22 protein-coding genes are annotated in these 21,598 nt (G+C 71.2%); 16 read left to right on the top strand and 6 right to left on the bottom strand.

Annotated features, from left to right (window positions below; all coding sequences use genetic code 11):
• The first annotated feature begins 8 nt into the window (after nt 1–8).
• The 14 genes from KOI35_RS17000 (at nt 9) to KOI35_RS17065 (ending at nt 14,365) form a co-directional block, all read left to right on the top strand.
• Nucleotides 9–2,066, top strand: a complete 2,058-nt coding sequence (locus tag KOI35_RS17000) for a molybdopterin oxidoreductase family protein (RefSeq protein ID WP_215788428.1) — start codon at nt 9–11, stop codon at nt 2,064–2,066.
• The gene (nirB, locus tag KOI35_RS17005) at nt 2,066–4,522 is read left to right on the top strand and encodes a nitrite reductase large subunit NirB (RefSeq protein ID WP_215788429.1); all 2,457 of its coding nucleotides are present in this window, start codon (nt 2,066–2,068) and stop codon (nt 4,520–4,522) included. The genes KOI35_RS17000 and nirB overlap by 1 nt, the downstream gene beginning before the upstream one ends.
• Nucleotides 4,519–4,818, top strand: a complete 300-nt coding sequence (locus tag KOI35_RS17010; protein WP_215788430.1) for a Rieske (2Fe-2S) protein — start codon at nt 4,519–4,521, stop codon at nt 4,816–4,818. Before nirB ends, KOI35_RS17010 begins: the two co-directional genes overlap by 4 nt.
• Complete coding sequence (locus KOI35_RS17015) at nt 4,815–6,134, top strand: nitrate/nitrite transporter (protein WP_215788431.1); 1,320 nt, start codon at nt 4,815–4,817, stop codon at nt 6,132–6,134. The genes KOI35_RS17010 and KOI35_RS17015 overlap by 4 nt, the downstream gene beginning before the upstream one ends.
• A gap of 113 nt (nt 6,135–6,247) precedes the next feature.
• Nucleotides 6,248–8,434: a sensor histidine kinase gene (locus tag KOI35_RS17020; RefSeq protein WP_215788432.1), complete on the top strand. Its 2,187-nt coding sequence runs from the start codon at nt 6,248–6,250 to the stop codon at nt 8,432–8,434.
• Complete coding sequence (locus KOI35_RS17025; RefSeq protein ID WP_215788433.1) at nt 8,431–8,856, top strand: roadblock/LC7 domain-containing protein; 426 nt, start codon at nt 8,431–8,433, stop codon at nt 8,854–8,856. Before KOI35_RS17020 ends, KOI35_RS17025 begins: the two co-directional genes overlap by 4 nt.
• On the top strand, nt 8,853–9,275 hold the full coding sequence (locus KOI35_RS17030) for a DUF742 domain-containing protein (protein WP_215788434.1): 423 nt from the start codon (nt 8,853–8,855) through the stop codon (nt 9,273–9,275). The genes KOI35_RS17025 and KOI35_RS17030 overlap by 4 nt, the downstream gene beginning before the upstream one ends.
• Complete coding sequence (locus tag KOI35_RS17035) at nt 9,259–9,855, top strand: GTP-binding protein (protein WP_215788435.1); 597 nt, start codon at nt 9,259–9,261, stop codon at nt 9,853–9,855. Before KOI35_RS17030 ends, KOI35_RS17035 begins: the two co-directional genes overlap by 17 nt.
• Nucleotides 9,849–10,811 carry an ABC transporter substrate-binding protein gene (locus KOI35_RS17040; protein WP_215788436.1) on the top strand — a complete coding sequence of 321 codons (963 nt, stop codon included), beginning with the start codon at nt 9,849–9,851 and terminating at the stop codon, nt 10,809–10,811. Before KOI35_RS17035 ends, KOI35_RS17040 begins: the two co-directional genes overlap by 7 nt.
• 11 nt (nt 10,812–10,822) lie before the next feature.
• Nucleotides 10,823–12,214, top strand: coding sequence for a pyridoxal phosphate-dependent decarboxylase family protein (locus KOI35_RS17045; RefSeq protein WP_215788437.1), 1,392 nt, complete (start codon nt 10,823–10,825; stop codon nt 12,212–12,214).
• Nucleotides 12,196–12,720, top strand: coding sequence for an AAA family ATPase (locus tag KOI35_RS17050; RefSeq protein ID WP_215788438.1), 525 nt, complete (start codon nt 12,196–12,198; stop codon nt 12,718–12,720). Before KOI35_RS17045 ends, KOI35_RS17050 begins: the two co-directional genes overlap by 19 nt.
• Nucleotides 12,714–13,454 (top strand): DEAD/DEAH box helicase family protein, encoded by a 741-nt coding sequence (locus KOI35_RS17055; protein WP_215788439.1) that lies wholly within the window; start codon nt 12,714–12,716, stop codon nt 13,452–13,454. Before KOI35_RS17050 ends, KOI35_RS17055 begins: the two co-directional genes overlap by 7 nt.
• Nucleotides 13,455–13,561: 107 nt before the next feature.
• A complete protein-coding gene (locus KOI35_RS17060) occupies nt 13,562–13,921 on the top strand; it encodes a hypothetical protein (protein ID WP_215788440.1) in 360 nt (119 codons plus the stop codon).
• A 255-nt stretch (nt 13,922–14,176) separates the two neighbouring features.
• The gene (locus tag KOI35_RS17065) at nt 14,177–14,365 is read left to right on the top strand and encodes a hypothetical protein (RefSeq protein ID WP_215788441.1); all 189 of its coding nucleotides are present in this window, start codon (nt 14,177–14,179) and stop codon (nt 14,363–14,365) included.
• A 42-nt stretch (nt 14,366–14,407) separates the two neighbouring features.
• Here KOI35_RS17065 and KOI35_RS17070 read toward each other — a convergent pair whose 3' ends face one another.
• Nucleotides 14,408–14,839, bottom strand: coding sequence for an MmcQ/YjbR family DNA-binding protein (locus KOI35_RS17070; protein ID WP_215788442.1), 432 nt, complete (start codon nt 14,837–14,839; stop codon nt 14,408–14,410).
• An 80-nt stretch (nt 14,840–14,919) separates the two neighbouring features.
• Here KOI35_RS17070 and KOI35_RS17075 point away from each other — a divergent pair, with 80 nt between their 5' ends.
• Nucleotides 14,920–15,426 carry a hypothetical protein gene (locus KOI35_RS17075; protein ID WP_215788443.1) on the top strand — a complete coding sequence of 169 codons (507 nt, stop codon included), beginning with the start codon at nt 14,920–14,922 and terminating at the stop codon, nt 15,424–15,426.
• A gap of 23 nt (nt 15,427–15,449) precedes the next feature.
• Here KOI35_RS17075 and KOI35_RS17080 read toward each other — a convergent pair whose 3' ends face one another.
• Entirely contained in the window at nt 15,450–16,403 is a 954-nt protein-coding gene (locus KOI35_RS17080) for a beta-ketoacyl-ACP synthase 3 (protein ID WP_246613247.1), read from the bottom strand.
• A 68-nt stretch (nt 16,404–16,471) separates the two neighbouring features.
• On the bottom strand, nt 16,472–18,697 hold the full coding sequence (locus KOI35_RS48945; RefSeq protein ID WP_215788444.1) for a putative bifunctional diguanylate cyclase/phosphodiesterase: 2,226 nt from the start codon (nt 18,695–18,697) through the stop codon (nt 16,472–16,474).
• A gap of 170 nt (nt 18,698–18,867) precedes the next feature.
• Here KOI35_RS48945 and KOI35_RS17090 point away from each other — a divergent pair, with 170 nt between their 5' ends.
• The gene (locus KOI35_RS17090; protein WP_246613248.1) at nt 18,868–19,359 is read left to right on the top strand and encodes an anthrone oxygenase family protein; all 492 of its coding nucleotides are present in this window, start codon (nt 18,868–18,870) and stop codon (nt 19,357–19,359) included.
• Here KOI35_RS17090 and KOI35_RS17095 read toward each other — a convergent pair.
• From KOI35_RS17095 to KOI35_RS17105, 3 genes are read right to left on the bottom strand one after another with little or no spacing between them, the layout of a single operon-like run.
• Nucleotides 19,356–19,979 carry a response regulator gene (locus KOI35_RS17095; RefSeq protein ID WP_215788445.1) on the bottom strand — a complete coding sequence of 208 codons (624 nt, stop codon included), beginning with the start codon at nt 19,977–19,979 and terminating at the stop codon, nt 19,356–19,358. The two genes, KOI35_RS17090 and KOI35_RS17095, sit on opposite strands and share 4 nt — an antisense overlap.
• Entirely contained in the window at nt 19,976–21,136 is a 1,161-nt protein-coding gene (locus KOI35_RS48950) for a GAF domain-containing sensor histidine kinase (RefSeq protein ID WP_215788446.1), read from the bottom strand. The genes KOI35_RS17095 and KOI35_RS48950 overlap by 4 nt, the downstream gene beginning before the upstream one ends.
• Nucleotides 21,126–21,497 carry a hypothetical protein gene (locus KOI35_RS17105; protein ID WP_215788447.1) on the bottom strand — a complete coding sequence of 124 codons (372 nt, stop codon included), beginning with the start codon at nt 21,495–21,497 and terminating at the stop codon, nt 21,126–21,128. Before KOI35_RS17105 ends, KOI35_RS48950 begins: the two co-directional genes overlap by 11 nt.
• Between the last annotated feature and the right edge of the window lie 101 nt (nt 21,498–21,598).

Genomic DNA, 21,598 nt, shown 5'->3' on the forward strand with positions numbered 1-21,598 from the left:
TCTGGGGTGTGACGGCGACCGATACGCATTGCCCCTACTGCGCGTTGCAGTGCGGCATGACCCTGACCCCGGAGAGAAAGCTCGAGCCGCGCGACTTCCCGGTCAACAAGGGCGGGCTCTGCGCCAAGGGTTTCACCGCGGCCGAACTGCTCGACCACCCGGACCGGCTGCTCACCCCGCTCGTGCGCACGGAGCCCGGCGATCGCACCAGCCCGTTCCGCGAGGCGACCTGGGACGAGACCTTCGACCTGATCGTCGAGCAGATCGAGAAGGCCCAGCGGACCTACGGGCGGGACAGTGCCGGCGCGTTCGGCGGCGGCGGTCTCACCAACGAGAAGGCGTACGCGCTGGGAAAGTTCGTCCGGGTCTCGCTGAAGAGCGCGTCGATCGACTACAACGGCCGGTTCTGCATGTCGAGCGCCGCCACCGCGGCCAACCGGACCCTGGGCATCGACCGGGGCCTGCCGTTCCCGCTCGAGGACGTCGCCCGCGCCCGGACCGTGCTGCTGGCCGGCGCGAACCCGGCCGACGCGATGCCGCCGAGCATGCAGTATCTGGACGCGGGCCGCGAGGACGGCGCCCGCCACATCGTCGTCGACCCGCGCCGCACCGCGACGGCCGCCGGCGCCCACCTGCATCTGCAACCGTTGCCCGGCACCGATCTGGCCCTGGCCAACGGCCTGCTGCACATCGCGATCCGCGAGGGCTACGTGGACGAGGACTATGTCCGCGACCGCACCACGGGCTTCGACGCGGTCCGGAGCGCCTGCAACTCGTACTGGCCCGATCGGGTCGAGCGGATGACCGGTGTGCCGGAGAACCGGCTGCGGGAGACCGTGCGCCTGATCGCCACCCAGGGCCCGGCGATGATCCTCACCGCCCGCGGTGCCGAGCAGCACAGCAACGGCACCGATACGGCCCAGGCCTACCTCAACCTGGCGCTGGCCCTCGGACTCGTGGGAAGACCCTTCTCCGGGTACGGGACCATCACCGGCCAGGGCAACGGGCAGGGCGGCCGCGAGCACGGGCAGAAGGCCGACCAACTGCCCGGCTACCGCAAGCTCGACGACCCGGCGGCCCGGGCCCACGTCGCGAGTGTGTGGGGCGTCGACCCGGACGAGCTGCCCGGTCCGGGTAAAAGCGCGTACGAGATGCTCACCGACGACGCCCTGCGGGTGCTGATCGTGCTGGCCAGCAACATCGCGGTGAGCGCGCCGCACAGCAACCACATCCGGCGCAAGCTCCGGGCTCTCGACTTCCTCGTGGTCAGCGACATTTTCCTTTCCGAGACGGCCGAGCTGGCCGACGTCGTGCTCCCGACCGCCCAGTGGGCCGAGGAGGAGGGCACGATGACCAACCTCGAGGGCCGGGTGATCCGCCGTCGCCGCGCGCTGCCACCGCCGCCCGGCGTGCGGACAGACCTGGAGATGCTGGCCGAGCTGTCCCGCCGCCTCGGCCGCGAGGAGTCCAGCGACCCGCGCACGGTCTTCGAGGAGCTGCGCCGGGCCAGCGCCGGCGGGATCGCCGACTACGCCGGAATCACGTACGAGCGGATCGAGAAGGAGGACGGCGTCTTCTGGCCCTGCCCCACCGAGGACCACCCCGGCACGCCTCGGCTCTTCGAGCACAGTTTTCCCACGAAGGACGGCCGCGCCGCCATGCGAGCCGTGGTCCACCGCGACCCGGCCGAGATGCCCGACCAGGCTTTCCCGTACGTGCTCACGACCGGCCGCAACATGCAGCAGTACCAGAGCGGCAACCAGACCCGGCGGGTCAGGACGCTCACGGCGGCGCTGCCCGAGGCCCGCGCCGAGATCCACCCCGACCTGGCCCGCCGGCACGGCATCGCCGACGGCGACCTGGTCGAGCTGCGCAGCCGCCGGGGCACCGCGGTGCTGCGGGCCCGGCTCACCGACGGGATCCGCCCGGACACCGTCTTCGCCCCCTTCCACTGGCCCGGCGCCAACGCGCTGACCGATCCGGCGCTGGACCCGCATTCCCGGATGCCCGCGTTCAAGGCGTGCGCGGTCGCCATCACCCGGCACGAGAGAGGAGCGGAGACCTGATGCCCCGCAATCTGGTGGTCATCGGCAACGGCATGGCCGGCGCCCGCACGGTCGAGGAGATCCTGGCCCGCGGCGGCGACTTCGCCATCACGATGTTCGGCGACGAGCCGTACGGCAACTACAACCGGATCATGCTCTCCAACGTCCTGGCCGGCGTGGAGGACGAGTCCGGCATCTTCCTCAACGACCTTTCCTGGTACGCCGACCACGGCATCACGCTGCACACCGGCACCCGGATCGAGCGCATCGACCGGTTCGCCCAGCGGGTATATGCGGCCGACGGCACCGAGGCCGGGTACGACAAGCTGATCATCGCCACCGGCAGCCGGGCGTTCGTGCCGCCGATCGCCGGGATCCACCGGCCCGGACGCGGCTATCACCAGGGCGTGTTCGCGTTCCGCACGCTCGACGACACCCGGGCGATGATCCGGTACGCCCGCGAGCACGAGCGCGCCGTGGTGATCGGCGGCGGCCTGCTGGGTCTCGAGGCCGCCCGGGGGCTGCAGAACCACCTGTCCCACGTCACCCTGGTCCACTCCGCCGGACACCTGATGAACGCGCAGCTCAACGAGGTCGCCGGCGGCATGCTCAAGCAGAGCGTCGAGTCCCGGCTCGGCATCGAGGTTGTCGTCAACGGCCGTACCACCGAGATCCTCGGGAAGCAGGCGGTGACCGGCGTGAAGCTGGACGACGGCCGGGTCATTCCGTGCGACGTGGTCGTGGTGGCGGCGGGCATCCGGGCCAACGCCGAGATGGCCGCGGCAAGCGGGCTGGTCGTGGAGCGGGGCATCGTCGTCGACGACCAGATGCGGGCGCAGGACGAGGACGACATCTACGCGGTGGGGGAGTGCGCCCAGCATCGTGGTGAGACCTACGGTCTGGTCGCCCCGCTCTGGGATCAGGCCAAAGTCCTCGCCGATCACCTGACCGGCGCGAACCCGCTCGCGGAGTATCAGGGCTCGCAGGTCGCGACGAAGCTCAAAGTGGCCGGGGTCGACGTGGCCTCGATGGGACTCAAGGAACCGGAACGCGACGACGACGAGTCGCTCACCTTCACCGAACCGGGGAAGGGCGTCTACAAGAACGTCATCATCCGCGACGGGCGGCTGGTCGGTGCCACGCTGATCGGCGACGTCAGCAAGGTCGCCTTCCTCATGCAGGCCTTCGACCGGGGCCTGGCGCTGCCCGAGGAGCGGGCCGGGCTGATGTTCGACCTGGGCGGTCCGACGGGCGAGGCCAAGGTCGAGGACATGCCGGACGACGAGCAGGTCTGCAACTGCAACGGTGTCAGCAAGGGCGCGATCTGCGCCACGGTGAAGTCCGGCTGCCGGACCGTATCCGGAGTCATGGACCGGACCCGGGCCGGTAAGGGCTGCGGGACCTGCAAGCCGATCGTGCAGCGGATCGTCGAGTGGGCGGCGGGCGGCGACGTCGAGGAGGATCCGGCGGCGTCGTACTACGTGCCGGGGATCGCGATGCCCAAGCCGGAACTGATGAACGCGATCCGGCAGCACGGGCTCCGGTCGGTGTCGTCGGTCTTCGCCACGCTCGGGGGCGAGGAGGATGCCAGGAGCAAGATGGGCCTGGCCTCCCTGCTCAAGATGATGTGGGGCGGCGACTACGTCGACGAACGCGACGCCCGGTTCATCAACGACCGGGTGCACGCCAACATTCAGCGCGACGGCACGTTCTCGGTGGTGCCGCAGATGAGGGGCGGCGTCACCACCCCGGCTCAGCTCAGACGGATCGCCGAAGTGGCCGAGAGACACGACGTGCCGATGGTGAAACTGACCGGCGGCCAGCGCATCGACCTGCTCGGGGTGCCCAAGGAGAAACTGCCACAGATCTGGGCCGACCTCGACATGCCGTCCGGATGGGCGTACGGGAAGAGCTTCCGCACCGTCAAGACGTGCGTCGGGTCGGACTTCTGCCGATTCGGGGTCGGCGACTCGACCGCGCTGGGGATCGCGATCGAGGAGCGGTTCCAGGGCATCGAGGGGCCCGGGAAGATGAAGCTCGCGGTCACCGGCTGCCCGCGTAACTGCGCCGAGGCGTACGTGAAGGATCTCGGGGTCGTCGCTATCGACGGCGGCAAGTGGGAGATCTATGTCGGCGGTGCGGCCGGCGCCCACGTGCGCAAGGGAGACCTGCTGGCCACGGTCGACAGCGCGGCCGAGGTGATCGTGCTGACCGGCCGGTTCCTGCAGTACTACCGCGAGAACGCGAACTGGCTGGAACGGACCTACGCGTTCGTGCCCCGGGTCGGGATCGGACGCGTACGGGAAATCGTGGTCGACGACAAGGACGGCGTCGCAGCCGCCCTGGACGCGGCCATGGACGCCTCGGTCGCCGCCTACCGTGACCCGTGGAAGGACCGCGACGAACCGGCGACCCCGGGCCAGTTCCGGACGTCGCTGCCGCTGACCGTGCTGCCGCAGGTGCCGGTGCGGGCATGAGGCCGATCGGTTCGATTCACGAGATCCCGCCCGGTGAGGGCCGCACCTACGCCGTGGACGGGCGCATGATCGCCGTCTTCCGGCTGCGCGACGGCTCGGTCCGCGCTACGCAGGCCGTCTGCCCGCATCGCGGCGGCCCCCTCGCGGACGGCCAGATCGACCTCCGGCAGGTCATCTGCCCGCTGCACCTCAACGCCTGGGACCTCACCACCGGCTGCTCGCTGAGCGGCCAGCCCGACCTGACCGTCTATCCCGTGCGCATCGACGACAACGAGATCCTCCTGGGGGACGAATGACCGCCACGCTACCCGCCACGACCGCAATCCGGGGAAAGTGGATCGACGACTGGCGGCCCGAGGACCGCGAGTTCTGGGACACCACCGGCGGCCCGATCGCCCGGCGCAACCTGATCTTCTCGATCACCTCCGAGCACATCGGCTTCTCGGTGTGGTCGCTGTGGTCGGTGCTGGTGCTGTTCCTCGGCCCCGAGTACGGCATCGACCCGGCCGGCAAGTTCCTCCTCACCGCCGTGCCCACCCTGGTCGGGGCGGTGCTGCGGATCCCGTACAGCTTCGCCGTGGCCCGGTTCGGCGGCCGCAATTGGACCGTCTTCAGCGCCGCGCTCCTGCTCGTCCCGTCAGTGGCGGCCGCCTTTTTGATCCGGCCCGGCGTCGACTTCCCGACGCTGCTGATCATCGCGGCGGTGGCCGGGGTCGGTGGTGGCAACTTCGCCTCGTCCATGACCAACATCAACGCGTTCTATCCGGACCGGCTCAAGGGCTGGGCGCTCGGCGTCAACGCGGGCGGCGGCAACCTCGGCGTGGCCGCGGTGCAACTCGTCGGCCTGTTCGTGCTGGCCGTCTTCGGCGCGGGCCACCCCGGCATCGTCGCCGGCATCTACATCCCGCTGATCGTGCTGGCCGCCTTGGGCTCGGCGTTGTCCATGGACAACCTGTCGCAGGCCCGCAACGAGAAGCGGGGCATGCGTGACGCCGTCCGCGAGCCGCACACCTGGGTGATGTCGCTGCTCTACATCGGCACATTCGGCTCGTTCATCGGCTTCGGGTTCGCGTTCGGCCAGGTGCTGCAGGTGCAGTTCGCCGACGTGTTCAGCACGCCGGTCAAGGCCGCCTACCTGACCTTCCTCGGGCCGCTGCTGGGCTCGCTGATCCGCCCGGTCGGTGGGGCAATGGCCGACCGGCTCGGCGGCGCCAAGGTCACCTTCGTCACCTTCATCGCCATGGCCGCCGGTGCTGCCGTCGTGCTGCTGGCCGCGCAGACGAGGTCGCTGCCGCTGTACCTCGTCGGGTTCATCGCGCTGTTCGCGTTCAGCGGGATCGGCAACGGGTCGACGTACAAGATGATCCCGGCCATCTTCAAGCGCCGGCACCCGGGCGACGAGCACGAGGCCCGGCGGCTGTCCGGCGCGGTGATCGGGATCGCGGGCGCGATCGGGGCGCTCGGCGGCGTGCTGGTCAACCTGGCGTTCCGGCAGTCGTTCCTGTCCACCGGGGAGGCGGACGCGGCGTACATCGCGTTCATCGCCTTCTACGCGCTCTGCGTGGGCGTCACGTGGGCGGTCTACCTGCGCCGCGCAGATCAGTACGTCTGAGTTCCTCTTTCGGGTTGTCTTGGCCTCCGGGCGTGGACTACTACTCACCCCCGTCGATAGCGTTCCGACGCCGTTCGAACACGGCCTGTCGAGATCGACTGGGGTGAGTTCCCGTGACCACCATTCGCCGCCGCGTGGCGCGGACGCTCGCACTGCCGGTGGTCGCCGCACTGCTGCTGCTGGCCGTGGTCGTCGCCATCGAGGCGGCCGGCTACCGCCGGGCCGTCAGCTCGGCCGGGGCCGTCACCCGGGCCCTCGCCGTGCAGGATCTGGTGCAGGAACTGCAGAACGAGCGCGGTCTGGCGGCCGGTCTGCTCGGCGGCAACGCGAGTTTCCGGGCCGAGCTGGGGCCGGCCCGGGCCCGCGTCGACGACCGCCGGGCCCGGGTCGCGGCCGGCCCGGAGTTGCAGGCGCTGCCCGGTGTGCGTACCGGAACCGACACCGGCACCATCACCCGGGCCGACGCGTTCGCGTTCTACACCGGCCGGATCACCGACCTGAACCGTCTCGACACCGGCCTCGGCAGCTCCGGCGACGACGAGCTGCGCCGCGGCCAGGCCGTGCTGCAGGCGCTCGGTGACGCCAAGGAGGCCCTGGCCCAGGAACGCGCCTTCCTCAACGGCGTCTTCTCGGCGGGTGGCTTCCGGACCGGCGAGTTTCTGCAGTTCGTGACCATGCGGGCGGCCAAGGACACGGCCCTGGCCGGGTTCGTGCGCTATGCCACCGGCGACCAGCGCGCGTCGGCCGACTACGTGTTCGGCACCGGCGCCGGGCAGATCGTCCGCTACTTCGAGGGGGTCGCGCTGGCCTCCGGCGACGGCCGGGACCTGCAGGTCAACCCGCAGTCGTGGTGGTCGGCGCTGACGACCGTGCTGGACGACCTGCTGCGCCTGGAGCAGCACGTCGGCTCGGTGATCAGAGCCCGCGCGCTGCTGCTGCGTGACCAGGCGGCCCGGCGGATGGGCGGGCTCGGCGCCCTGGTGCTGTTGTGCCTGGCCGGGGCGGCCTGTCTGGCCGTCGCCGGGTCCCGGTCGATCGCGCGTCCCCTGGCCCGGCTGGCCACCCAGGCCGACGAGCTGGCGATCAAGAGCCTTCCCGATGCCGTACGCCGGGTGGCCGCCGGCGACCACGAAACCGGCCCGCCGCCCGTCGTCCCGCCGTCCGACGCCACGGCCGAGGTGCGCTCGCTGGCCGGCGCGCTCGACCGGGTCCAGGCCACCGCGTACGCCCTGGCCACCGAGCAGGCGCAACTGCGGCACGGCACCACCGAATCCCTCGCCGACCTGGGCCGCCGCCACCAGAACCTGCTCCGCCGCCAGCTGGCCCTGATCACCCGGCTCGAACGGGAGGAGACCGACCCGGCCGGGCTGGCCGACCTGTTCGAGCTCGACCACCTGGCCACCCGCATGCGCCGCAACGCCGAGAGCCTGCTCGTGCTGGTCGGGGCGACCGGTCCGCGTACGTGGTCGGAGCCGGTGCCGGTCGAGGACGTCATCCGGGCCGCCGTGTCCGAGGTGGAGGAGTACCGCCGGGTCACACTGCGCCGGGTCGACGAGACGAGGCTGACCGGGGCCGGGGCGACGGCGGTGGCGCACCTGCTGGCCGAGCTGGTCGAGAACGGTCTGGCCTTCTCGGCCCCCGAGGTCGACGTCGAGATCCAGGGCCGGCTGGTCGGGGAGCAGTACCTGATCGCCGTGGTCGACCAGGGGATCGGGATGACCGCGACCGACCTGGCCGAGGCCAACCGGCGGTTGCGCGGGGAGGCCGACTTCCTGACCGCGCCGGCCCGCTACCTCGGGCACTACGTGGTCGGCCGGCTGGCCCGCGACCTGGGCGCCGAGGTGGTGCTCACACCGTCGCCGGTGACCGGGGTGACGGCCCGGGTGGTGCTGCCGGCGTCCCTGGTCGCCGAGGCGCCCGCGCTGGCCGGTCCCGCGTTCCCGGGCGCGCCCGGATCCGCGCTGCCGGTGGCGGCCGAGCCCGCGCTTCCGGTTGCCGGGCCGGTCACCCGGGACGAGGAGCGTCTGCGCCCCGCCTCGGTCGAGTATCTGACCGCCCCGGCGTTGCCTCAGCAGCGCCCGGCGCCGATTGCCGAGACCGACTCCTCCCGTACGCCCAATGGCCTGCCCCGCCGGCCGCCCCGCACCCCGCGCGTGACCCGGCTCCACCCGGTGCCGGCTCCACCGCCCGGCGACGAGCTGGCGGACGATCCCGAAGAGGTGCGGTCGCGGCTCGACGCGTTCCGCGGAGGCGTGGCCCGGGGTGCGGACACTCTCGAGCAGGAGGATTCTCACCGATGAGCGTGCAGGCCACCGCCGACCGGCACCAGTTCAACTGGCTGCTCGGCAATTTCGTCCAGCACACCGACGGCGTACGGGACGCTGTGGCCGTTTCTTCGGACGGGCTGCTGATCGCGGCCTCGGACGGTCTGGACCGCGGCGACGCCGACCACCTCGCGGCGATCGTGTCCAGCCTGGCCAGCGTGGCCCGCAGCGCGTCCCGGCGCTACGACTTCGAGGCCCTGAAACTGATCATGATCGAGATGCGGCGCGGGTTCCTGCTCGTGTCGGTGATGGGCGGCGGCAGCTGCCTGGGGGTGGTGGCCGGCGCCGAGAGCGACATCGGCCTGGTCGGCTATGAGATCTCGCGGCTGGCCGAGCGGTTCGGCGCCCTGCTCACCCCGGCCCTGATCGCCGACTCCCGGCGCCACCTCCGGCCATGAGGGGCAACTCCCGCTGGGGGCCCGATCCGCGGATGATCCCGCCCTCGTCGCCGGTCCCACCGCCGGAAGCGCCGGTGGCGGACGCGGTGGGCGGGGACGAGGTGTTCCTGCGGCCGTTCATGGTCACCGGCGGGCGGACCACGCCCCGGCACGCCGGGCTGCGGGTCGAGACCCTGTTGCACGCCACCCCGGACGCGCTGGTGGCGCCGCTGCGGTTCGAGGCGCGGCGGATCGTCGAGCTGTGCCGGGAGCCGAAGGCCGTGGCCGATGTCGCGGTGGCGCTGCGGCAGCCGCTCGGCGTGGTGCGGGTGCTGGCCGACGATCTGGTCGACGAGGGGCACCTGCGCATCGAGGACCAGCTCGGCGAGCTCCCGCTCGCGTTGATCGAGAGGATCGTGGACCGTGTCAGCGCGCTCTGAGCCGGTGCTGTCGCCGGTGGCCGTCAAGATCGTGATCAGCGGCGGGTTCGGGGTCGGCAAGACCACCTTCGTCGGGGCCATCAGCGAGATCGAGCCGCTGGTGACCGAGGCCGAGCTCACCGAGCGGTCGGTGGGGATCGACGACACCACGGCCGTACGGGGAAAGACCACGACGACCGTGGCCCTGGACTTCGGTCGCATCACGCTGGACGACGAACTGCTGCTCTATCTGTTCGGGACGCCGGGGCAGGACCGGTTCGCGTTCCTGTGGGACGACCTGGTCGACGGGGCGCTGGGCGCGATCGTGCTGCTCGACACGCGCCGGCTCGAGGACTGTTTCGCGGCGGTCGACTATTTCGAGGACCACGACATCCCGTTCCTGGTCGGGGTGAACGCGTTCGACCACACGCGGCGGTTCGCGCTGGACGAGGTGCGCGACGCGCTCGGCATCGACCCGCGGGTGCCGGTGATCGAGTGCGACGCGCGCCGCCGCGACTCGGTGAAGGGGGTGCTGATGGCCCTGACCGAGGAGGTGCTGACCCGGCGACTCGCGCGGGCGTCGGCGGGGTCGGCATGGTGACGGCCTGGTGGCGTACGGGAAACGCGGTCTTGATCTTGGCTCTGCTGGCCGGATGTGGAGCCACGCCGGCCGCGATCGTCCCGGCACCGGGCGTGTCCCGGGCCGCCTCCTGCGGAACCGTGCGGATCGCGGTGAACCCCTGGTCGGGCTATGCGGCCGACGTCGCGGTCGTCGCCTACCTTCTTCGCCAGGAACTCGGCTGCACCGTCGTCACCCGCGACCTGACGGAAGACGCGTCGTGGCAGGGGCTGGCCCGCGGCGACCTCGACGTGATCCTGGAGAACTGGGGGCACGACGATCTCAAGAAGCGTTACATCGACGACCAGCGGGTCGCGGTCGAACTCGGGCTGACCGGCAACCGGGGCGTGATCGGCTGGTACGTGCCGCCGTGGCTGGCCGCCGCGCATCCGGACATCACCGACTGGCGGAATCTGAACAGGTACGCGGAATTGTTCCGCACTCCGGCTTCCGGACGACGCGGCCAGTTTCTCGCCGGTGATCCGTCCTTCGTGACCAACGACGCCGCCCTCATCCGCAATCTCAAGCTCGATTACACGGTCGTGTACGCGGGCAGCGAGGACGCGCTGATCGCCACGTTCCGCCGGGCCGAGCTGGAGAAGAAGCCGCTGATCGGCTACTTCTACGCGCCGCAGTGGCTGCTGTCCGAGATCGGGCTGGTGCACGTGCCGCTGCCCCGCTACACGCCCGGGTGCGACAGCGATCCCAAGAAGGTCGCCTGCGACTACCAGCCGTACGACCTCGACAAGATCGCGCGGAAGGCCTTCGCCGAGTCGGGCAGCCCCGCGGCCGAGGTGATCAAGCGCTTCTCGTGGACCAACGAGGACCAGAACGCGGTGGCCCGCGACCTCACCGTCGGTAAGCAGACGCCGGACCAGGCCGCGCGGCGCTGGCTCGACGCGAACCGGCCGGTCTGGCAGGAGTGGCTTCCGCGGTAGATGCTGCTCGCATGGACCTTCTCTCTCAGGTACATGCGGCGGCCGGACCGTATCTGCAGTCGCTCTCCTCCCGGCACGTGCTCGATGCTGATGCCCAGTCGCTGCTGGACGAGCTCGGCGGGCCGCTGCCGGAGAAGGGCGCGGACCCGGCCGAGGTGATCGAGCGTCTGCTGCGAATCGGGACGGCGGCCGGCACCGCGTCGTCCGGGCCGCGGTTCTTCCACTTCGTGACCGGGGGAGTGACCCCGGCGGCGCTCGCGGCCGACTGGACCGCGGCGCTGCTCGACCAGAACGCCTTCTCCAAGGTGTCGTCGCCGTTCGCGCACGAGGTCGAGACGGTCGCCCTGCGCTGGCTGTGCGAGCTGTTCGGGCTGCCCTCGACGTGGGGCGGGGCGCTGGTGGGGAGCGCGACCTACGCCAACTTCACCTCGCTCGGCGTGGCCACGCACTGGTGGGGCGCACGGCACGGGGTGGACACGGCTGAGGACGGCCTGGCCGGTCTGCCGCGGATGCCGGTGCTCTCCTCCGGCTACGTGCACGCCAGCGCCCGCAAGGCGTTGCAGATGCTCGGGCACGGCCGTTCGCAGGTGAGCGTGCACGCCCGCGACGGCGTCGGCCGGGTCGACCTGGACCGCATGCGGCAGCACCTGGCCTCTCTGAACGGTGCACCGGCGGTGATCATCGCCAACGCCGGTGAGGTCAACGCCGGCGACTTCGATCCGATTGCCGACCTGGCCGACCTGGCTGAGGAATTCGGGGCGTGGTTGCACGTGGACGGGGCGTTCGGGCTGTTCGCGGCGCTGTCACCGCGTACGGCGGGACTGGTCGACGGCATCGAGCGGGCCGACTCGATCGCGGCCGACGGGCACAAGTGGCTCAACGTCCCGTACGAGAGCGGCTTCGCCCTGATCCGCGAACCGGCCCGGCTGGGTGCCGCGTTCGGCATGCCCGGCGCGGCCTACCTGCCCGGCCCCGGCGACCCGGGCGCGGGCTACGGGCTGCTGGGCCCGGAGTCGTCCCGCCGGGCCCGGGCGTTGCCGATCTGGGCGACCCTTTCCGCGTACGGGAAAGAAGGTCACCGCACCATGGTCGAGCACCACCTCGATCTGGCCCGGCACCTGGCCGCTCGCATCGACGACGCGCCTCGGCTGGAGCGCCTGGCCGACGTGCCGTTGTGCATCGTCTGCTTCCGCGCCGTGCCGGCGGGCGTTTCCGACCTGGACGACTTCAACCGCCGCCTGGGCGCGGCCCTCATCTCGGACGGGCGTGTGTACGCGGGCACGACGGTCTACGACGGGAAGGTCGCGCTCCGCCCGGCGATCGTCAACTGGCGCACCACGGCCGCCGACATCGACTTCTTCGTGGACGTGATCGAGGAGCTGGTGTGGCGCGCCACATCCTGACCGGCACGCCCGGCTCCGGGAAGACAGCCATCCTGCGGCGCCTGGAACTTTTCGGCCATGCGGTCGTCGAGGAGGCCGCGACCGATGTGATCGCCCTGTCCCAGGCGACCGGAACCGAGGAGCCGTGGCGTGATGCGTCGTTCCTCGACCGCATTGTCTCGCTGCAACGACGGCGGTCGTCCGCCACCGGCCCGGGCCTGACCTTCTTCGACCGGTCGCCGGTGTGCACGCTGGCGCTGTGCCGTCATTTGGGGCTGTCGGCGCCGGCCACTCTCGTGGCCGAGGTGGACCGGGCGCGTGACTTCTATTCGCCGGCGGTGTTCTTCGTGCGGAACCTGGGCTTCGTGCGGCCGACGGCGGCCCGGCGGATCAATTTCGAGGAGTCGCTGGCGTTCGAGCGCATCCACGAGGAGGTCTATCGGGAGGCCGGCTTCACTCTGATCGAAGTGCCGGCCGGGCCGCTCGAGACCCGGGCCGCGCTCATCCGGGAGGCCGCCGCATGCTGATGTTCTGGGTCGGCGGCACACCCGGTTCCGGCAAGACCACGATCGTCCGGCGGCTGGCCCACGAACTCGACCTGGCGCTGCACCCGATCGACGCCTACACCTACGACCACTACGAACGGCTCGGCCCGCTCGGCCCCACCCTGGACGAGATGCTGGCCGCAGGCCCGGCGGTCGCGGCGGAGGGCTTCGAACGCGAGTCGGCGCTGCGCCTGCCGACCGTGATGGCCGACGTCCGGGTCGCCCAGGTCGCGGGCGTGCCGACACTTGTCGAAGGCCCGCAACTCCACCCGCGCGCCGCGGCAGCGTGGTCGCCGGTCGGGGCGATCTGGCTGCTCACCACCGCCGAACGCACCCGGGCGGCCCGGCGCGCACGACTCGTGGCGGGGGACGCTGCCGCCCGGGCCCGGGTCGAGGCCCTGGTCGAGCGCGACCAGCTGATCGGGGAGCGGCTCCGGTCGGCCGCCTCGGAGACGGGGGGCCGGGTTGCCGAGGTCCCGACCGACGTCAACTGGGACGACGTAGGGGGAGTGGTACGGGCGGCCGTCACCAGCGCCACGGCGCCCTTCGAGCGGCTCAGGCCCGGGTCCGAACTGGCGGCCCGACGCCGCCACGAGAACAACGTCGTGCGACGGCAGATCGCAGCCCACGAACGCCACATCGGGGTAGCGTTGCCGCCTTTCCCGTACGCCTGCGAGTGCGGCCGGAGCGGTTGTACGGACACGACCGCCGGGTAACGGTCCTTCAAAACCTGCCTCCGGCGGCGGTCACCGGCGGGCTCGGAACAGGCGGCCGGTGCCCGGGGTTACGCTGGCTTCTCAGGAAACCGACGATGAGGCTATAGATGATCAACGTGCAGGAGTTCGCCCGGCGACTGAGCATTCTTGGAGTCGGGACGTTCACCAGCGACGACGTCGTGGACCTGGCGACTGCTGCGGAGGTGCGCATCAGCGCTGACCTCGAGATCGACGCCACGCTGGCTCAGCGCCTGCTCGACCAGATCTCACCCCCGCTGCCGGTCACCGGGGCGCAGATCGCGGCGTCGCAATGGCCACCACCCCAGTCCTCCCGGCCGGCCGCGCCGTCGGTGTCGTTCTCCAGTCCCGGTGCTGTCGACGGCCCGTCCGACCAGCCGAGCCGGCCCCGCCGTTCCGGACCCGCACGCGGCCCTCGGCGCCCCGGCTCCCGACGACCCGGCCGCTGAATCTCGCACGCGCGCACGCCAGGCCAGGGGTCGAGCGGTGCGTGCGGCCCGGTCGAGCGCGGCCAGTTCGTCGGGTGAGGGCGCCGGCGGGATCGACCATCGCGGCGGCAGTCTCGGCCGTCGCGGTTGGCGGTCGCATCGGACTCCTGCACGCACTCCTTCCGGCTCAACCCTGCCCGTCACCCGAAGAGGCGGCTCGCCCCGACTGCATGCTCTGTCCGTCAGTACCGGGCGAGACGCAGTTGGAGGGCTTCCATGATTCAGGTGATCTTTCTCTTTCTTCTTGTTGAAATTCCGATCGACCTCGCTCACCTTGTCCACCGCCTTGTTCGCGGAAAGGATTACCGGCGAGCCGGCCGCGGACTGTACTGGTGCGCGGGCGTGATGCTGATCATTCTGGGCAGCTTCCTGTTCGCGGGCGTCGCGGCACTCCGCAATTCGTGAGCTTTCCCCACCGCGCCGAGTTTTCGACATCGGCGGAGCAGATCAATTCCTCGGGGGGCCGTCCAGTATTTGGGCGACGACGTCGGCCACCAAATGCTTCGGAGCCATTTCGCAGTAGCTGTCGGCGACCAGCTCGGCGAGTTCGGCCCAGTCGGTGTGCTCGCCCAGGACGGCGCCCACGACGTTGTGGCCCCAGTCGGCCTTGAAGTACGGAAATCCGTTGCCGGTCAGGGCGAGCAGGTCTTCGACGGGAGCACGGAACGTCATCACGATCGGCCCTTCGCCGTCGGTCACGTACGGGGCGTACACCGGGTAGCGGTCGGGATCGGGTGAGTACACGTGCACGAAGGTTCGCGTACGAATGCGCCAGCGCATGCCGATCCAGGCCGGCTCCTCGTACGCCTCGGGCAGCACCGCGCAGATCGATCGCAGCCGGTCAAGAACGGCCGGCGGCACGTCTCCAGGACTCGACATGCCGCCGACAGTAGCCGGAGAGCCGCCGGCCCACATCCTTCCGCGCGAACCATCTGCGGCCGACGTGCCACCATGTGTGCATGTCGGGGCCGGTCAGTTCTCTCGCTCAGGTGCCGTTGTCCGACGTGCTTCCGAGCAGCTGTGTCGATGCGGAACCCGAACTGCGACGGCTGGCCGGCGATCTCGAGAGCCATCCCGCGGCCGCCGGCCGAATTCGGTGGCACTGGTATCCCGAGCACAAAACGCCGCCCGGAACTTCGCGGGCGGGTGTCTGCCTCATCGTCTGCGACGCGGCGATCACGGTGTTCGATCAGGACCACGACTCGCTCGAGCTGACCCTGACCGTCGGCTGGTGCCCGGAACTCACCGTGAGCGCCGCCGTGGAAGTGGCCTGCTGGTGCTCCAGCGACCACAACATCCACGAGGTCCGTGGGAGCAGCCGGCCGGCGACGAACGGAGCCGCATTGGTGAACGGCTTTGCCGCCGGTGCGGCGATGCTGACGCGAGTTCTGGATTCCGGTCAGTTCGACCCGCGCCGGTGGCGGGTCGAGGCAGGTCTGCCGGACGCTGCGCCGAAAGCACAGTGACACCGGCGGCACGTCTCGGGGGGTCAGGGCAGAATGATCACCTGGGCTGCGTACGAAAGGCCGGCCCCGAAACCGACGAGCAGAGCCGGACCCGAGGTGCCGGGCAGCGCGGCCATGGCCTGGGGAATGGAGGCCGCCCCGGTGTTGCCGTTCGTGGTGATGTCGGTGGCTATCCGCACCTGTGGGCCCAGTTCCAGCGTCTTGGCGGTGGACGTGATGATGCGCAGGTTGGCCTGGTGGGGGATGAAGGCGGCGAGATCGCCCGCCGAGATGCCGGCCGCGTCCAGGGCTCGGCCGGCCGCGTCGGGGACGACGGCGGTCGCCCAGCGGAAGACCTCGGGACCGGCCATGCGCAGGATGCCTGCCTCGTCGTAGCGCAGCAACTCGCTTCCGGAGCCGTCGGCGCCCCACACCACCGGACCGATGTCGCACGTCGGCGAGGGACCGACGACCACCGCGCCCGCGCCGTCGCCGAAGAGGAACGCTGTGCCGCGGTCGCGTTCGTCGACGATGTCGAGCATGCGCTCGGCGCCGACCAGGACCACGTAGCCGGCCGCGCCGCTGCGGACGAGGGCGTCGGCGGTCGCCAGCGCGTACGGGAAACCGGCGCAGGCCGCTCCCAGATCCATCGCGGCCGCCTCGGTGGCTCCCAGCGCGTCGGCCACCAGGGGTGCGGCCGTGGTCGCGCGGCCTCGGTGCGACATCGTCGCCACCAGGACGGCCGAGACCTCGGCGGGATCGACACCCGCGCCGGCCAGGGCCTTGGAGGCGGCCGCCGTGGCCATCATGACCAGGTCTTCGTCGGGTGCGGCGCGCCGGCGCGACTCGATGCCGCAGCGGCGGCGGATCCATTCGTCGCTCGAGTCGATCAGGGCGGCAATCGGTTCGTTGCCCACCTCGGTCCGCGGGCGGTACGAGGCGACGCTGAGGATACGCGATCCGGGGTGACCGGCGCGGCGCTGCAGAAGGTGGGCCATGGTCGGCAATCCAAGCATGCCCGGCTGGACGCGCTCCGTGACGAACATTCCCCGCCGGTAACCAAGGCTCAGGCGGCGGCCGGCAGGGCCTCCCACTGCGGCGACTCGGCGATCATCCCGGTGATGGCGTCGGCGTCGACCGGCTCGGTGTAGTGGTAGCCCTGGGCCGCGTCGCAGCCCAGTTCGCGCAGTTTGGTCAGGGTGGCCTCGTCCTCGACGCCCTCGGCGATCGCCCGCAGCTTCAGCGAGTGGGCCAGCGCGATCATCGCCCGGACCACGCCCTCGCGCGACTCGTCGCCGGCGATCCCGGAGACGAAGCTGCGGTCGATCTTCAGCGCGTCCCAGTGCCGGTCGGCCAGGCGGGACACCGACGAGTAACCGGTGCCGAAGTCGTCCACGGCCACCGCCACACCGTGGGCGCGCAGGTCGGCCAGCGTCCCGGTCATCACGGTGTCGTCGACCAGGGCGGTCTCGGTCACCTCGAGGATCAGGGACGACGGCGGGGCGTCGTGCTCCCTCAGGGTGTCCAGCACGACCGGGATGAGCCGGGGGTCGCTCAACTGGCGCGGAGACACGTTGACGGCCACCGGCGGGCGCCAGCCGAACTCGGCCGCCCAGGCGTCCTGCTGGGTCAGCACCTGGTGCAGCACCAGCTCGAACAGCTGCCCGATGACCCCGTGGGTCTCGGCGTGCGGCACGAACTCGTCGGGGGTCAGCAGCCCGCGCGTCGGGTGCCGCCAGCGGACGAGGGCCTCCAGCGCGTACAGGCGGCCGGTCTTCAGGTCGATCTCGGGGTGGTAGACGCATTCCAGCTCGCCGTTGGCCAGGGCGTGCCGCAGCTCGGTGTCCAGGCGCAGGCGGGCACCGGCCTCGGCCGCGTACCGGTCGTCGAACCGCTCGGCCCGGCCCCGGCCGGCCGTCTTGGCCCGGTACATCGCGGTGTCGGCGTCGCGCAGCAGTTCGTCCGGGTCGGCCTTGTAGTCGTCGGTGGTGCGGACGCCGACCGACACGGACGGGAAGAGTTCCACGCCGTCGATGACGATCGGCTCGGTGAACGTGGTGACCAGCCGTTCGGCGACCACGTCGGTGTCGGCGTCGGTGGCCTCGGGCATCAGGATGACGAACTCGTCGCCGCCGAGCCGGGCCACCACGTCGCGGCCGTCGCGCACCGATCCGGCTATCCGCTCGGCGATCGTGACCAGCATCGTGTCGCCCGCCGCGTGGCCCATGCTGTCGTTGACGTCCTTGAACCGGTCGAGGTCGCAGAACAGCAGGGCGACCTTGCTGCTGCCGTCGGCGGGCAGCTCGGCCAGGGCGAACGTGAGCCGCCGGAGCAGCTCGGTGCGGTTGGGCAGCCCGGTCAGCGCGTCCTGGGTGGCGCGGCGGCCCATGTCGCGCAGCGGCCGGCGGATGCGGATGGCGGCCAGGGTGGCCGAGATCAGCACGGCCACGCCGACGAGCTGGTCGGCACCGTCGGCGGTGATCGCGGCGTACGCGTCCAGGGTCAGCACACCGGCGATGACCAGCAGGTAGCGGCGTACGCTGAGAATGTTGGTGGAGACGTGCAACGGCACGTTGAGCTGCGGCATCTGCGGGTGCAGGGCGGCCGCGCCGAGCAGCAGGGGCATGAGCATCCAGCCCAGGTCCATCCAGCCGCCGCCGACGTACGTGCCGTTGAGGCTCGCCGTCGCGTAGTAGGCGTCCGGGATGAACCAGGCCACCATGCCGGCCACCAGCAGCCGGGCCGGGGCGCGCCGCATCTCCATGCTCAGGCCCGCCCGCAGCGCCCCGAACAGCACGATCAGCGTGCCGACCGGGGTGACCACGGCGACCAGTACGGCCAGCGTGGTGCCGCCGTCCTGGAGCGTCGGGCTGATGAAGTGGATCCAGTACTGCAGGGCGAGCGGCACGGTCAGCACGCCCGCCTCGAGCATGCTGTCACGGCCGGCGTGATGGCTCAGGCGGACGACGGCCGCCGCCGCGAGCAGGTGCGCGGCGATGTAGAGGACGTCGGCCACCGAGGGGAACGGTGCCTCGGCGTGGAACAGGTCGTAGCCGGCGAAGATGATGTCACCGGCGGCCGACAGCGAAAGCGCGGCGGCCAGCATGGTCCAGGCCGACCGGTTGCGCGGCTTGCCCCGGGCCAGGCCGATCCACGCCGCCACGGCGCCGCTCGTGTTGACCGCGGGGAAGATCCAGCTGGTGACCTGGTTCTGCGGCAGCATGATGTACGCCGACGCGACCACGGTGCCGGCCAGCAGGAACCAGAGCCATAACCGGCTTGTCCGGGGCACGACGCCATGATCACCTGGCAGTGCGGGGGGCATGGCGGCTCCAACTCGGTCTCGCAGGCATCCTGCGAGGGTGGAGATCGGCGCCGGGGAGCCGTACTTAAGATTTACGCGTATGGGCGGTGGATTCTCAGCGATGTCGAGCCGGGCCCGACCCCGGTTGACTTGTCAGCATGTTCGCACTCCGAGTGACCGCGCTGATCGCGGCGACCATGACCACCGGGCTGATGGCCGGCGTCTTCGGCCTCTACCAGCACACCGTGATGGTGGGGCTGGGCCGCACCGACGACCGCACCTTCATCGGGGCCTTCCAGTCGATGGACCGGGCCATCATCAACCCCTGGTTCATGCTCAGCTTCGGCGGCGCCCTGATCTTCACCGCCGTCGCGGCGTTCCTCAGCCCGGGCCGGCGGATCCTGCCCTGGGTGCTGGCCGCGCTGGTGCTCTACATCATCGTCTTCGCGATCACGGTCGCGGTGAACGTCCCGATGAACGACGCCCTCAAGGCGGCCGGCGACCCGGCCACGATGACCGACCCGGCCGCCGTCCGAGCCGCGTTCGACGAGGCCCGCTGGAGCGCCTTCAACCTCATCCGCACCATCGCCACCACGCTCGCGTTCGGCTGCCTGTGCTGGGCCCTGGTCGCCCGCGGGGAGCTGGGTTAAAGGCCTTCGTCGCGGGCGCGGGCGATCGCCTCGGCGCGGCTGCGCACGTGCAGCTTGGCGAAGACGTTGCTCACGTAGTTGCGCACCGTCTTGGAACTCAGATGCAACTCGGCCGCGATCGCGTCGTTGGACCGGCCCCGCGACATCAGGTGCAGCACGTTGCGCTCGCTCGGGGTCAGGCCGGGGAACGGTTCGGCCGGCCGGCCCGCGAAGAAGGCGGCGATCCGGCCGGCGACGGCGGCGCTGAAGATGGCCTCGCCGTTGCCCACGGCCAGGATCGCCCGGGCCATCTCCTCGTCGTCGGTGTCCTTGAGCACGTAGCCGCGGGCGCCGGCGCGCAGGGCCGCGAACACCGAGTCGTCGTCCTCGAACATGGTGACGACCAGGATGTACGGCGCGTCCGGCTCGGCGGTCAGGCGGCGGATCGCGGTCAGGCCGTCGCCGCCCGGCATGTGCAGGTCGAGCAGGATCAGCCGGGGCCGCAGCTCCCGGGCCAGCCGCACCGCCTCGTTCCCGTCGGTCGCCTCCCCGACCAGCTCGACCTCGGGCAGCGTGGTCAGCAGGGCCCGCAGACCCTTGCGGAACATCGGGTGGTCGTCGGCGATCAAGGTCGTGATCATGCGGCCCCCGTCGGCAGGACGACGGCCACCCGGGTGCCACCGGCCGGTCCGGCGCCGATGTCGAGCGTGCCGCCCAGCTCGGTGCTCCGCTCGCGCATCGACTGGTGACCCACTCCCGCAAGATAGTCGTCGGGCAGGCCCCGGCCGTCATCGGTGACGACGAGGGTCACCTCGCCCCCGGCCACCGTCAGCTCGACCGTGCACCGGGCGGCGCCGGCGTGCCGGGCGGCGTTGTGCAGGGCCTCGGCCGCGATCCGGTAGAGGGCGACCTCCACGGCGGCCGGCAGGGCGGGCATCGGGTCGGGCGCTGAGACCGTACGGGACAGGGTGTCGTCCGACCGCAGGTTGCGCAGTGCGTCGACCAGCCCGAACTCGTCGAGCATGGGCGGGCGCAACTCGTACACCAGGCGGCGGATGTCGGCCGTGGCCTGCCGCGCGTCCGCCCGCAGCTCGGCCACCATCGCCGCGGTCTCGCCGTCGACCGACCGCTGCAGCACGCCGAGCCGCAGCGCCAGCGACGCCAGCGTGGGCGCGAGCCCGTCATGCAGATCGCGGCGGATCCGGCGACGCTCCTCCTCGCGCGCCGTCACCAGCTGCTCGCGCGACTGCTGGGCATAGAGGGTCATCGCCACCTGCCGGGCCAGATCCTCGAGCAGCCGGACATCGGCCGCGGACAGGCGATCCCGGCGGCGGCGCGCGCTGACCCGCAGAATGCCCAGCTCGTGCCCGTCGAAGGTGAGCGGGATGGCCACGATCGAAGAACCTTCCGGAGCTTTCCCGTACGCGGTGACGACCCGCCCGTCCGCAGCCACGAACTCGGCATACGGCAGGGCCATCGTGTCCGCGAGTGCCGCGGCCACGCTCGGCAGCAACTGCCGTGAGACATGTCCGGCCACCTCGTACGCGTTGTCCCGCTGCCCGAACGCCAGCTGGTGCACGCCCCGGTCGAGGAACGCCGACACCGGCGCCCAGGTGGCCGCCACGACGGCGATCGCGATCGCGTGCGACCACCAGGGGATCTCGTCGAGCGAACCGATCGGGCGCTGCGGCCACGTGGTGGCGACCGCGGTCAGGCCGGCCACCACGAAGGCGTACCAGATCAGCAGAAACGGATACAGCAGCTGGTAGAGCCGCCGGGCGGCAGGGTCAGACCGCACTGACCACCCGTTCGCGCCAGAGGCAGAGCGAGATCACCACGATGTGGTGCACGAGCATCACCGAGGCGAACGCCAGCGCCGGCCCACCCTCGTCGAACAGCAGCGAGGTCACCGCCTGCACGATCCAGAACGCGTTGACCGCGATCAGCAGCACCACGCCCCACTTCTGCTGACGCCAGGCCCCGTACGCCGCCACGAGCGCGAGCACGTCCGAGGTGAAGCTGCCGAGCACGAGCGCGAACGGGCCGTGGCTGCCGTCCGCGCCCGCGATCAGGCCCGGCAGGTCGTATGCGACGACGCCGATGATCGCCACCAGCACGGACAGAGCGGCCGCGATCCGAAGCGCGGTCGAGCGGGTCATGCGTCCCATGGAAAGCCTCCCGATGAGCGGTTGTCGAGGCTTTCACGCTAGAAATTCCCGCTCCCGCCCACACGGGCCCGGTGTCCCGACCTGCTGGGACA

Source organism: Paractinoplanes bogorensis (genome assembly GCF_018829635.1).
Lineage (GTDB): Bacteria > Actinomycetota > Actinomycetes > Mycobacteriales > Micromonosporaceae > Actinoplanes > Actinoplanes bogorensis.